We start from the raw sequence: 12,261 nt of genomic DNA, 5'->3' as shown, positions 1-12,261 counted from the left end.
TCGTGCTGACGTGACCGACGCTAGGCAGCGAGCCTGGCAGGGACCTGTGGCCGGACTGGCCCGGTGCTGTGACCGCTAGAACGCGCTGATCTCCAGCCAGTCGTCGAGCACCTGGCGGTCACCGAGCACCTCGACGCGGTCGTCGTCGGCGCCGACCCGTCGGGCCAGCACCGCCTGCAGCAGGTGCACCGGGCCGCGCAGCGCCACGTCCGCCTTCTCGTGCCCGTGGGAGAGGGTCGCGCCGTCCGGGGTGCGCCGCAGCAGCCACTCCCCGTCCTCGCCGAGGGAGGTGTCGGTGGCGTGGACGTGCAGGCTCTGCCCGACCCCGGCCGTCTCCTCCGGGGAGCGGGCCCCGGTCTGCAGCTCGAGGGCCTCGGAGATCCCGTCGGCGTGCAGCTCGGGGGTGGAGCACGTCACCGCCACCGGGCCCCCCGCGGCCAGCTGGGCGTCCATGCGGTGCACCACGGCCTCGTGGGCCATGCGCCGCGCCCAGAACATGGCGGTGGCGTCGGTGCCGAAGCTCCACACCGGACGGTCCTCACCGGCCTCGGCCAGCACCTGGTGCAGCTCGGCCGCGCCCGCGGTCAGCCACGCGCGCAACGCCGTCGGGTCGCGGTCGGGGTCGGTGTCCGCCACCTCGTCCGGGTCGACCGGGGTCGGGGACCCGCGGCGCACCAGCTCGGCCACGCGGCGCTGCCCCCCGCCGAGGTGCACGACGAGGTCGGTGACCGTCCACCCGGGACAGGACGGCACCGGGGCGTCCCACCCGGCGTCGTCGGCCGAGTCGAGCAGCAGCGCGGTCTCGTCGATGACGGCGCGGCACGCGGCCTCGTGGCCCAGGCTCACAGCCCGGCCGCCTCGAGCAGCCGCAGCCACACCTCGCTGATGGTCGGGTAGGACGGCACCGCGTGCCACAGCCGGTCGAGCGGCACCTCCCCGACGACGGCCACGGTGCCGGCGTGGATGAGCTCGCCCACGTCCTGCCCGCACAGCGTCACCCCGAGCACCACGTCGCGCTCGGTGTCGATCACCATCGTGGCCTTGCCGGTGTACCCGTCGGCCCACAGGGCGGACCCGCCGACGGCGATGTCGATCTCGACCACCCGGTGGGGGAGCCCTTCCTGCTCGGCCTGGGCGGCGGTGCGGCCCACCGACGCCACCTCCGGGTCGGTGAACACCACCTGGGGCACGGCCCCGTGGTCGGCGGTCGAGGCGGTGCGTGCCCACGCCGCGGGCACCTCGGTGGCGCCGAGCTCACCGCGGTGCCGCGCCACGATGGCGCTGCCCACGGCCCGGGCCTGGTACTTGCCCTGGTGGGTCAGCGGGGCGCGGCCGGTCACGTCGCCGCAGGCGTAGAGCCAGCCCTCGCCGGCGTCCGCACCCAGACCCTGGACGAGCCCGCTGTCGTCGACCGGGAACGGGTCGCCCGCGGTGAGGCCCACGCTCTCGGCGCCCACGTCGGCCGTGGCCGGCCCGCGCCCGGTGGCGACGAGCAGCTCGTCGGCGTCGACCACGGTGCCGTCGTCGAGGGTGACGTGGACCCCGTCGTCGTCGCGGTGCACGGCCGTGGTGCCCGTGCCGAGGTGCAGGGTGATGCCGTCCGCCTCGAACGCCTCGCGGACCAGGTCGGAGGCGGCGGGCTCGACGGAGGCCAGCACGCGCTCGCCCCGGCCGATCAGGGTGACCTCTGAGCCGAGCCGCCGCCACGCCTGGGCGAGCTCGGAGCCGACGACGCCGGTGCCCAGCACGGCGAGACGGCGGGGGACCTCACGGGCGGAGGTGGCCTCCCGCGAGCCCCAGTGCCGGGCGGAGTCGAGGCCGTCGATCGGCGGCTCCGTGGGCACGCTGCCGGTGGCGATCACGACGGCCACCCGGGCGGTGAGCACCGTGTCGGCGGAGCCGTCCGTGCCCGCCGCGTCACCGGTGTCGTCCCCGCCCGCGCCCTGCACGACGACCCGGCGGGGACCGTCGAGGCGGCCGTGGCCGCGGACCACGGTGATGCCGGCGCCCTCGGCCCACTCGACCTGGGAGGAGTCGTCCCAGCCGCTGGTGAACGACGTGCGCCGGGCCAGCACCGCCTCGGCGTCGAGCTCGGCGGTCGCGCCCTGCACGCGGCGGGCGGCGGCGACGGCCTGCGAGGTGCGGATGAGCGCCTTGCTGGGCATGCAGGCCCAGTAGGAGCACTCCCCGCCCACCAGCTCGGACTCGACCATGGCGACGGTGAGGCCACCCTGCTGGGCGCGGCTGGCGGCGTTCTCCCCGACGGGGCCGCCGCCGAGCACGATGACATCGAAATCCTGGGTGGGCACGGCCCCACACCACCGCACCCGCGCCGCCGTGGCAAGTCGGTCGGGGGTCACGACACCGACCGTCTCCGTTACTGTCCGCGGGTAAGGATCGAGGCCGTGGTCGGGCGGGAGGTGGCGGTGTCCAGCCCCCACGACCGTGCGCAGCGCACGCGCGAGACCCTGGTCGCCTCGGCCGCCCGGGAGATCGACCGCCACGGCTTCGACGGCACGTCGCTGACGGCCATCCTCGCCGGGTCCGGGGTCACCAAGGGCGCGTTCTACTTCCACTTCCCGTCCAAGGACCAGCTGGCCGCCGTGATCGTCGCCGACATGACGGCGGCGCTGTCGCCGGTGCTGGCCGAGTGGGCCCGGCGCGACGTCGACGCGCTCCGGCTCCTGCTCGGCCTGGCGCAGGACGTGGTGGACGCGCTGGCGGGGGACACCACGGTGCGGGCCGGGGTGCGGATCGTCGCCGAGCGGGGCCGCGCCGGCGCCGGGCCGTCCCGGCCGCTGCAGGACTGGACCCGCATCGCCGCCGGGCTGCTCGGCCGCGCGCAGCGCGACGGGGTGCTGCGGCCCGGCGTCGACCCCGGGGAGGCCGCCGACGTCGTCGTCGGGGCCGTCCTCGGCCAGCGCTACCTGGCCGAGCAGCTCGACGGGCCGCCGCTGCGGGCCCGGTTCCGCACCACGTGCGAGCTGCTGCTGCCCGCGCTGGCCTGCGACGAGTGGCTCGCCGGCTGGTGGCGGGGCGGCTGGGCGTCCCTGGACGCCGCCGCGGGACCGGGTGCGGAGCCCGGGCTCACGACCGCGAGCTGACCCCCAGCACCCGGGCGGCCAGCTCGGCCAGGTGCTCCGGGGCGCGCTCGGTGCCGTGGCGCACCTGGGTGCGGCAGGAGAAGCCGTCGGCCAGCACCGTGGTGGTGGGCGCGGCGGCCCGCACCGCGGGCAGCAGCACCGCCTCGCCGACGGCCTGGCTCACCTCGTGGTGCCCGGCGGTGAAGCCGAAGCTGCCGGCCAGCCCGCAGCACCCGGAGTCGAGCACCTCCGCGCGGATGCCCAGCGCGGCCATCACCTCCCGGTCCGCCGCGGTGCCCAGCTCGGCGTGCTGGTGGCAGTGCACCTGCACGACGGCGTCGCGGGCCACGCCGTCGGTGAGCCCGGCCAGGTCGTGGGTGGCCAGCACCTCGGCGAACGTCCGCACGGCCGGGGCGAGGCGGTGCTCGTCGGGCAGCAGCTGGGCGACGTCGTGGCGCAGGGCGGCCGTGCAGCTGGGCTCCAGCCCGACGACGGGCACGCCCTGCTCCAGCCACGGCGCGATGGCGGCGACGCTGCGCGCCAGCACCTGCTTCGCCCGGTCCAGCTGGCCCGTCGTCGTCCACGTCAGCCCGCAGCACACGGGGGCGTCCGGGATCTCCACCCGGTGCCCGAGGCGCTCCAGCACGGCGACGGCGGCGCGGCCGACGGCCGGGTCGAGGTGGTCGGTGAACGTGTCGGGCCACAGCAGCAGGCGGGGGGCGTCGTCGGGCAGGTCGGGGGCGGGACGGGTGGTGAACCACTCCCGGAAGGTCTGCTCGGCCAGCGGCGGGACGGCCTGCTCCGGGGTCAGGCCGCCGACGAGGGCGGCGAGCCGGGCCAGCGCCGGCACCCGCGCGGCCCGGTTCAGCAGCCGGCGCCGCCGCGGCCCGCGGACGAGCCGCAGCCACACCGGCAGCCAGCCCAGCGCGTAGTGGTCGCGGGGCCGCAGCCGGCCGGCGAAGTGCTGGTGGAGGAACTCGGCCTTGTAGCTGGCCACGTCGACGTCGACGGGGCAGTCGGACTTGCAGCCCTTGCAGCCCAGGCACAGGTCGAGCGCGTCGCGCACCTCCGTGGAGCGCCAGCCGTCGGTGACGACGTCGCCGCGCAGCATCTCGTGCAGCAGCCGGGCCCGGCCGCGGGTGGAGTGCTGCTCCTCCCCGGTGGCGCGGTAGCTCGGGCACATCACCCCGCCCGAGGCGGTGCCGTTCAGGCAGGCGCCGACCCCGACGCAGCGGCGCACGGCCTGCTCCACCGAGCCGCCGTCCGCGGGCAGCGCCATGCCCTGGGTGGTGCGCAGCGGCAGCGTGGGCCCGGCCAGGAAGATGCGCAGGTCGGCGTCGAGCGGGGCCGGGTCGACGACGCGGTGCGGGTTCATCGCCCCGTCCGGGTCCCACGCGGCCTTGAACGCGCCCATCGCCTCGACCACCGGGGCGGGGTACATCCGGGTGAGCAGCTCGGCGCGGGCCTGGCCGTCCCCGTGCTCGCCGGAGAGCGACCCGCCCAGGCCGGTGACCAGGTCCGCGGCCTCGGTGAGGAAGCGGCGGTAGGCGGCGATGCCGGGCCGGGTGAGCAGGTCGACGTCGATGCGGGCGTGCACGCAGCCGTCGCCGAAGTGCCCGTAGTAGGCGGTGCGCAGGTGGTGCTCGGCGAGCAGCGCGTCGAAGCCGCGCAGGTAGTCGGCCAGCCGCTCGACCGGGACGGCCGAGTCCTCCCAGCCGGGCCACGCCTCGCTGCCGTCCGGCGCCCGGGTGGCCAGCCCGGCGCCCTGCTCCCGGATGCTCCACAGGTCGCGGGCCTGGGCACGGTCGGTGACGACGAGCGTGGCACTGCTCTGCGAGCGTCGGCGCACCGCCTCCGCCGTGGCCGCCGCCTCGGCCGCGGTCGCGCCGGGGACCTCGACGAACAGCCACGCCCGGCCCTCGGGCAGCGCCCGCCAGCTGGTCGCGTCGGGCCGGCCGGCGCGCAGCGTCTCCACCAGGCTCGCGTCGACCCCCTCGACGGTCTGCAGCGCCAGCTCCCCGGCGTCGCGGGCGGCGACCAGGGCGGACGCGGCCTCGGCGGCGGCGTAGGAGGTGGGGTAGCCGAGCACGGCCAGGGCGGTCGTGGCGGGCACCGCGACCAGGCCGACGGTGGCCTGGACGATCGTCGCGCAGGTGCCCTCGGTGCCGACGAGCAGCCGCGCCAGGTCGGTGCCCCCGGTGCCGTCCCTGCCGTCGGTGCCGGGGTCGGGGCGCAGCTCGTCGAGGTTGTAGCCCGACACCCGGCGGGTCAGGTGAGGGAACCCGGTGCGGATGTCGCCGGCCCAGCGGTCGCGCACCCGCGCCAGCTCGTCGAGCACGCGGTGCCCGCCGAGCGCCGCGCCCGGGCCGGCGGTGAGCCGCTCCCCGCGGTAGGTGATGACGTCGAGGCTGCGCACGCTGTCGACCGTCTTGCCCCACGCCACGGAGTGCGAGCCGCAGGCGTTGTTGCCGATCATCCCGCCGACGGTGCAGCGGGAGTGCGTGGACGGGTCGGGGCCGAAGCGCAGGCCGTGCGGGGCCGCGGCGCGCTGCAGGTCGTCGAGCACCACGCCGGGACCGATCACCGCGCTGCGCGCCTCGGGGTCGATCGAGTGCACCCCGCCGAGGTGGCGGCGGACGTCGAGCACCACCGCGGTGTTGACCGACTGCCCGGCGATGGAGGTGGCGGCTCCGCGGGGCAGCACGGGCGCGCCGTGCTCCCGGCACACGGCCAGCGCGGCGGCGACGTCGTCGGCGTCGACCGGCTCGACGACGGCCAGCGGCACGTGCCGGTGGTTGGACGCGTCGGCGGCGTGGGTGGCCAGCGTCTGGGTGTCGGCCCGGACGCGGCCCCGCACGCCGGCGGCCAGGGCGCGGGTCAGGTCGTCGGGCACCTAGTCAGTCTGCGACCTGTGAACGGAACCTCGCCTCCTGGGTTCAGTAATCACGCTGCGCCCGCTCACCCCGGGATCACCAGTTCTCGACGGACTCCCGGAAGATCCGGGCCACGACGTCCTCGGTCACGTCCTTCGGGCACGTCGCCAGCAGGCGCTGCTGGGTCATGGTGCCCTCGACGAGGTCGTCGACGTCGGACTCGGCGAACCCGACCGCCCCGATCCCGCTGGGCACGTCGATGTCGCGCATGAGCTGGGTCAGCGCGGTGGGCAGCCGCTGCACCGGGTCGTCGGTCTCGGTCTGCGGGCTGAGCAGCTGCGCGGCGCGCAGGTGCCGCTCCGGGGCGGCGTCGAAGGTGAACCGGAACGCCGCGGGCGCCGTCAGCGACACCGCCTGGCCGTGCGGGACCATCGCCTCGGGGGCCGGACCCCCACCCACCCCGTAGCCCGACGGGTGGTAGCCGCTGACCCGGCCGGCGACGGGGTAGGCGTTGGCGTGGGGGAGGTGCACCCCGGCGTTGCCGAAGCCCATCCCGGCGAACGTGGCCGCCATCATCATGTCCGTGCGGGCCGCGACGTCGTCGGCGCCGTGGCGGACCGCGCGCCGGAAGCTCTGCGCCAGCAGGCCCATCGCCCGCTCGCACCACAGGTCGCTCACCGGGTTCGAGCCGCAGTAGGTGACGCGGTCCTCGGGCGCCTTGCGCGGCCCCGTGCGGTAGTCCCGCGCGGTGTAGCTCTCCAGGGCGTGGCAGACGATGTCCATGCCCGAGGCGGCGGTGACCTCCGGGGGCAGGCTCATCGTGAGCAGCGGGTCGACCACGGCCAGGGTGGGCCGCAGCCGCCAGTGGCTGATGCCGGTCTTGACCCGCAGGCTCAGCACGTCGAGCACGCACATCGCGGTGGACTCCGAGCCGGTGCCCGCGGTGGTGGGCACGGCGATGAAGGGCTTGAGCGGGCCGGGCGGGGTCTGCGCCCTCCCGACCGGCTTGTTGACGTAGTCCATGAGCTCACCGGGGTGGGTGGTGAGCAGGTTGACGGCCTTGGCGGTGTCGATGGTCGAGCCCCCGCCCACGGCGACGAACGCGTCCCACGGGCCCTGCTCGGTGGCGTACCCGATCGCCTTGGCCATGGAGTCGTCGGTCGGCTCGACGTGGACGCCGTCGAAGATCTCGTAGGTGATGCCGTAGGGGTGGAACGACTCCGCGATGCGGTGCGGCACGCCGGTGGCCAGCACACCCGGGTCGGTGAGGACGAGGACGCGGCGCACCCCGTGCTGGCTGAGCTCGAAGCCGACCTCGTCGGACGCGCCGGCGCCGAACTTCAGCGGTGGTGCGCCCCAGGTGAAGATCGTCTCATCGGCGGGGGCGTCGGTGGTGGCTGTGTCGTGGGTCACCCACTGAGTGTCGCCGAGGAGGGGTGTGGACGGAACCTCGCGTCCTGGGTGCAGGAATCACGCACGCGGGGTCGGGCCCGGTTTTGGCCCGGCCCCCCGGGTGCCCTACAGTTGCCCCCGCTCCCAACGGACAGCCGTTGGTGGTGCCCGGTCGGGCCTGCCCCGGCTGGAACGCCCCCTTCGTCTAGCGGCCCAGGACACCGCCCTTTCAAGGCGGCAGCGCGGGTTCGAATCCCGTAGGGGGTACAGCACGACACAGCTCCACAAGCATGGCCCTGTAGCGCAGTTGGTTAGCGTGCCGCCCTGTCACGGCGGAGGTCGCGGGTTCGAGTCCCGTCAGGGTCGCCACACCGACCGGTCCCGGCCGGTCGGCCCGGCCAGGTAGCTCAGTTGGTACGAGCGTCCGCCTGAAAAGCGGAAGGTCGCCGGTTCGACCCCGGCCCTGGCCACCACCCCCGCCCGGCGCGTCAGCCGCGCGCCCCCGGCCGCAGCGCCCCCCGCACCAGGCCGCGCAGCTCGTCGTCGGTCACCCCGGCCGCGTCGGCTGCGCTCATCCGGATCGTCCCTCGCCCCGTGCGCAGCCGCGGGTGCCGCGCCAGGAACCCGCCGTCGTCGTCCGCGCGCCAGCCGTACAGCGACACCCCGTGCGGCCACAGCCCGACGTGGAACCGGCCGCGGCCCACCCGGAAGGTCGGCACGCCGTAGGAGAGCCCGAGCTCCGCGGTCGGGGCCACCTCCCGCACGACGCCCGCGACCCGCTCCCACAGCGGCAGGTTCGCCGGGTCGGCGGCGTCGAGGTAGGTGCGCACCGCGTCGTCCACCCCGCCATCCTGGCCCGGTGTGATCGAGATGACACGCACCGTTGTGCTGGCTAACTTCTCCCCCGCACGGGCCCCGCCGTGGCGGCCCGCCGTGGAGGGGAGCGCCCGTGAGCCGGTGGAGCAGGACCAGGACCCTGGCGGTCGGGCTGGCGTCGACCGCCCTCCTCGCGCTCGGCGGGGCGCCCGCCGCCCAGGCGGCGCCCACCGCCCCGGTCACCGGGCCGCCGGTGAGCACGTTCCCGGCCGCGTTCGGCTACGCCCTGGGCCACCCCGCCGCCGTCGCCCCGGGCACGAACGACTACTCGTGCCGCCCCAGCGCGGCCCACCCGCGGCCCGTCGTGCTCGTGCACGGGACGTACCTGAACTCCTACGACGACTTCGCCGAGCTCGCCCCGGCGCTGGAGGCGCAGGGCTACTGCGTCTTCGCCCCCGGCTACGGCGGGCTGCCCGGCTCGCCGCTGCAGGCCACCGGCGACATCGCCGTCAGCGCCGGGCAGGTGAGCGGCGTGATCGACGACGTGCTCGCCGCGACGGGCGCCACCCAGGTGGACGTCGTCGGGCACTCGCAGGGCGGCATGCTTCCCCGCTACATCACCAAGAACCTGCCCGACCCCGGGCGCATCGCCTCGGTCACCGCGCTGGCCCCGTCGAGCTACGGGACGACGTTCTTCGGCATCCTCCCGGCGCTGCACCGCCTCGTGGGCGACCAGGCGGTCGGGACCGTGCTGGGCCGGGCCATCCCGCAGCAGCGGCAGGGCTCGGACTTCCTCGCGGCCCTGAACGCCGGGGACCCGACCCCCGGGGACACCACGTACACCGTCATCGCGACCCGGTACGACGAGGTGGTCACGCCCTACACCAACGCGTTCCTGCCCGGGGGGGCGACGAACATCCTGCTGCAGGACACCTGCCCGCAGGACCACACCGACCACCTCGGCATCACCTACGACCCGGTCACCATCGCCACCGTGCTCCGCACGCTCGACCCGACGGCCCCGGCGCCCGTCTGCGTGGCGGTGCCCCCGGTCGTCAGCTGACGCCGCGCACCCCCGGACTCGCTACGGTGCGTGCGGTGCAGACCACGCCGACGAGCCCCGAGTCGACCGACCCCACCGATGCGGAGATCGCCCGGGCGGGGGTGGCCGGGCGGCGGGCGATGCTCCGGGAGGGCCGCACCACGGCCGTGGGGCTGCTCGAGGCGAGCCTGCGCCGCATCGCCGCGCTCGACCCGGTCCTGGGGGCCGTGCAGCGGCTGCTGCCCACCGCCCGCGCCGAGGCGCAGGCCGCCGACGCCGCCCGCGCCCGCGGGGAGGACGGCCCGCTGCTCGGGATCCCCGTCGCGGTCAAGGACGCGGTGGCGGTCGCCGGGCAGGTGCAGTCGCTGGGCACGGCCAGCCCGCAGCCCCCGGCCGCCGAGGACTCGACCGTCGTGGCGCGGCTGCGGGCCGCCGGCGCCGTCGTCGTGTGCACCACCCGCATGCCGGAGCTCGCCCTGTGGCCGTTCACCGAGTCCCCGGCCTTCGGCGCCACCCGCAACCCGTGGGACCCCACCCGCACCCCGGGCGGCTCGTCCGGCGGGTCCTCGGCGGCGGTGGCCTCCGGCATGGTCGCTGCCGCGCACGCCTCCGACGGCGGCGGCTCCATCCGCGTCCCCGCCGCGTGCTGCGGCCTGGTCGGGCTCAAGCCGGGGGTGGGCGCGCACGGGCTGGGCCTGGGCGCCGGGCACTGGCAGGGTCTGTCGACCGACGGCTGCGTCACCCGCACGGTCGCCGACCAGGCCGCGGTGCTGGGCGTGCTCGCCGACCGGCCCCTCGCCCCGGCCGCCCCCGGCCGGCTGCTCGTCGCCTGGTCCACCGCGACCCCGGCACCGCAGCCGGTGGACCCCGTCGTCGTCGACGCCCTGCACGCGGTGCTCGGCGTGCTGCGCGAGCTGGGCCACGACGTGGTGCCCGCGGACCCCGACCTCACCGGGGTGCAGGAGGCGTTCCTGCCGCGCTACCTGCGCGGCGTCGCCGAGGACCTGGCCACCCTCGCCGACCCGTCGACGACCGAGCTGCGGGTGCGCGTGCCCGCCGCGGTCGGCCGCCGCGTGCCCGACCGGCTGCTGGCCCGGGCGCACCGCCGCAGCCGCGAGGCGGCCGCCCGCCTGGCCACCCCGCCCGGCGGGGCCGACCTGCTGCTCACCCCGACGCTGCCCGGGCCGGTCCCGCGGGTCGGGTCGCTGACCGGGCTGCGCACCCTGGTGGGGGCGCCCCGGCGGGTGCCGTTCACCGTGCCCTGGAACGTCACCGGCCAGCCGGCGCTCAGCGTCCCCGCCGGGCTCGACGCCGACGGCCTGCCGCTCGCCGTGCAGCTCGTCGGCGCCCCCGGGTCGGAGGAGCTGCTGCTGGGGGTGGCCGCCCAGCTCGAGGGCGTGCTGCGGTGGCCCGACCGCGTCCCACCCCTGGGGTGACCCGGTGGGGCACGATCCGGGGATGACCACCACGGTGACGCGCCGGCAGTGCCCGCTCTGCGAGGCCCACTGCGGCATCCGGGTCAGCGTCACCGACGGGGTGGTCGGCCGCATCGACGGCGACCCCGACGACGTGCTCAGCCGCGGCTACCTGTGCCCCAAGGCGACGGCGCTCGGGGCGCTGCACCACGACCCGGAGCGGGTCCGCACCCCGCTGCGCCGCGTCGGGGACTCGTTCGAGCCCATGGGGTGGGACGAGGCGCTCGCGCTGGTCGGCGAGCGGCTCCGCGCGCTGCGGCGGGCGCACGGCCGCGACGCCGTCGGCGCCTACTTCGGCAACCCCACCGCGCACTCCTCGGCCGTCATCGCGATGGAGGGCCTGAAGAAGGTGCTCCGCAGCCGCAACCTGTTCTCCGCCGCCTCGGTCGACCAGCTGCCGCAGTACCTGGCCGCCGAGCTGCTCTTCGGCGACCACACCGTGCTGCCCGTGGCCGACGTCGACCGCACCCAGCACTGGCTCGTCATCGGGGCCAACCCGGCGGTCTCCAACGGCTCGCTGACGACGATGCCCGACGCGCGGGGGCGGCTGAAGGCGGTCCGGGCCCGGGGTGGGCGCGTGGTGGTCGTCGACCCGCGGCGCACCGAGACCGCACGGCTGGCCGACGAGCACGTCGCCGTGGTCCCGGGCGGCGACCCGTACCTGCTGCTGGGGATGCTGCACGTGGTGCTGCGCGACGGCCTCGACGCCGTGCCCGCCTGGACCACCGGGCTCGACGCGGTGCGCGCGCTGGCCGCGGAGCACCCCCCGGAGCGCGCCGCGGCGCACTGCGGCGTCGACGCCGCCACCATCACCCGGCTCGCCCGCGACTTCGCCACCGCGCCCAGCGCCGTGGCCTACGCCCGGCTCGGGGTGTGCCAGCAGACCACCGGCACGCTGACCCACTGGCTGGTGCACCTGCTCAACACGGTCACCGGCAACCTCGACCGCCCCGGCGGGTCGATGCTCACCACCCCGCCGGTCGACCTGGGCCGCACCCTGCGGCTGCTGTGGGGCCCCTCGCGGCACGGCCGCTTCCACAGCCGCGGGGCGGGCCTGCCCGAGCAGGGCGGCGAGCTGCCGTCCGCCGCGCTGGCCGACGAGATCACCCGGCCCGGTCCCCGCCGGCTGCGCGGCCTCGTCGTCGTCGCGGGCAACCCCGCGCTCTCGCTGCCCAACGCCCGCGCCCTCGACGCGGCGCTGGACGAGCTGGACCTGCTGGTCTGCGTCGACCCGTACCTCACCGAGACCTCCCGGCGCGCGGACGTGGTGCTGCCCCCGCTCAGCCAGCTCGAGCGCAGCGAGCTCGACGTGGTGTTCCCCGCCTTCAGCGTGCGCAACAACGCCCGGTACTCCCCGCGGGCGGTGGACCCCGAGCCCGGGGCGCCGGACGACTGGGGGATCCTGCTCGGCCTGGCCGCCGAGCTGCTCGACCCCCCGGTGCTGGGCGGGGCCGTCCGCCGGGTCGTCCGGGCCGTGGTGCGCCGGGTGCCGGCGGCCCGGGTGGTCGACGCGCTGGTGCTGCTCGGCCCGCAGGGTCCGCTGAGCCGGGACGCGGCCGGCCGCCGCCGGGGCCGCCGCC

Annotated in this window: 9 protein-coding genes and 3 tRNA genes; 7 read left to right on the top strand and 5 right to left on the bottom strand. The window is 76.7% G+C overall.

The genetic code is table 11. From position 1 onward, the window contains the following. Positions 1-75 precede the first annotated feature (75 nt). Positions 76-846: a maleylpyruvate isomerase family mycothiol-dependent enzyme gene (locus tag ACYVOF_RS05970; RefSeq protein ID WP_460864696.1), complete on the bottom strand. Its 771-nt coding sequence runs from the start codon at positions 844-846 to the stop codon at positions 76-78. Continuing rightward, complete coding sequence (locus ACYVOF_RS05965; RefSeq protein ID WP_460864694.1) at positions 843-2,309, bottom strand: dihydrolipoyl dehydrogenase family protein; 1,467 nt, start codon at positions 2,307-2,309, stop codon at positions 843-845. The genes ACYVOF_RS05970 and ACYVOF_RS05965 overlap by 4 nt, the downstream gene beginning before the upstream one ends. Before the next feature lie 96 nt (positions 2,310-2,405). Here ACYVOF_RS05965 and ACYVOF_RS05960 point away from each other — a divergent pair, with 96 nt between their 5' ends. After that, positions 2,406-3,104 carry a ScbR family autoregulator-binding transcription factor gene (locus tag ACYVOF_RS05960; RefSeq protein ID WP_460864693.1) on the top strand — a complete coding sequence of 233 codons (699 nt, stop codon included), beginning with the start codon at positions 2,406-2,408 and terminating at the stop codon, positions 3,102-3,104. Here the strand turns inward: ACYVOF_RS05960 and ACYVOF_RS05955 are convergent. Then, the gene (locus tag ACYVOF_RS05955) at positions 3,088-5,976 is read right to left on the bottom strand and encodes an FAD-binding and (Fe-S)-binding domain-containing protein (RefSeq protein WP_460864692.1); all 2,889 of its coding nucleotides are present in this window, start codon (positions 5,974-5,976) and stop codon (positions 3,088-3,090) included. The two genes, ACYVOF_RS05960 and ACYVOF_RS05955, sit on opposite strands and share 17 nt — an antisense overlap. 76 nt (positions 5,977-6,052) lie before the next feature. Then, positions 6,053-7,369: a hydroxyacid-oxoacid transhydrogenase gene (locus tag ACYVOF_RS05950; RefSeq protein ID WP_460864690.1), complete on the bottom strand. Its 1,317-nt coding sequence runs from the start codon at positions 7,367-7,369 to the stop codon at positions 6,053-6,055. Between the two features lie 173 nt (positions 7,370-7,542). On the opposite strand from ACYVOF_RS05950, the gene ACYVOF_RS05945 reads away from it, so the two are divergent. From ACYVOF_RS05945 to ACYVOF_RS05935, 3 genes are all read left to right on the top strand, one after another. Then, a tRNA-Glu gene (locus ACYVOF_RS05945) sits at positions 7,543-7,615 on the top strand. Between the two features lie 25 nt (positions 7,616-7,640). Further along, positions 7,641-7,717: transfer RNA gene (locus ACYVOF_RS05940), tRNA-Asp, on the top strand. 27 nt (positions 7,718-7,744) lie between these two features. Then, positions 7,745-7,821, top strand: a tRNA-Phe gene (locus ACYVOF_RS05935). A gap of 15 nt (positions 7,822-7,836) precedes the next feature. On the opposite strand, the gene ACYVOF_RS05930 is transcribed toward ACYVOF_RS05935, so the two are convergent. Next, positions 7,837-8,190: a hypothetical protein gene (locus tag ACYVOF_RS05930; RefSeq protein ID WP_460864689.1), complete on the bottom strand. Its 354-nt coding sequence runs from the start codon at positions 8,188-8,190 to the stop codon at positions 7,837-7,839. A 107-nt stretch (positions 8,191-8,297) separates the two neighbouring features. Between ACYVOF_RS05930 and ACYVOF_RS05925 the strand changes: the two genes are divergently transcribed. The 3 genes from ACYVOF_RS05925 to ACYVOF_RS05915 all read left to right on the top strand — a co-directional run. Further along, on the top strand, positions 8,298-9,227 hold the full coding sequence (locus ACYVOF_RS05925) for an esterase/lipase family protein (RefSeq protein ID WP_460864687.1): 930 nt from the start codon (positions 8,298-8,300) through the stop codon (positions 9,225-9,227). Positions 9,228-9,262: 35 nt separating this feature from the next. Beyond that, positions 9,263-10,642, top strand: a complete 1,380-nt coding sequence (locus tag ACYVOF_RS05920; RefSeq protein WP_460864685.1) for an amidase family protein — start codon at positions 9,263-9,265, stop codon at positions 10,640-10,642. Positions 10,643-10,664: 22 nt separating this feature from the next. Then, the coding region (locus ACYVOF_RS05915) for a molybdopterin-dependent oxidoreductase (RefSeq protein ID WP_460864684.1) at positions 10,665-12,261 on the top strand (1,597 nt) is incomplete at its 3' end.

It is taken from the genome of Rhodococcus aerolatus (assembly GCF_054783215.1).
Note: the sequence above shows the minus strand (reverse complement) of the source record. Positions and strands in the feature narration are given on the sequence as shown.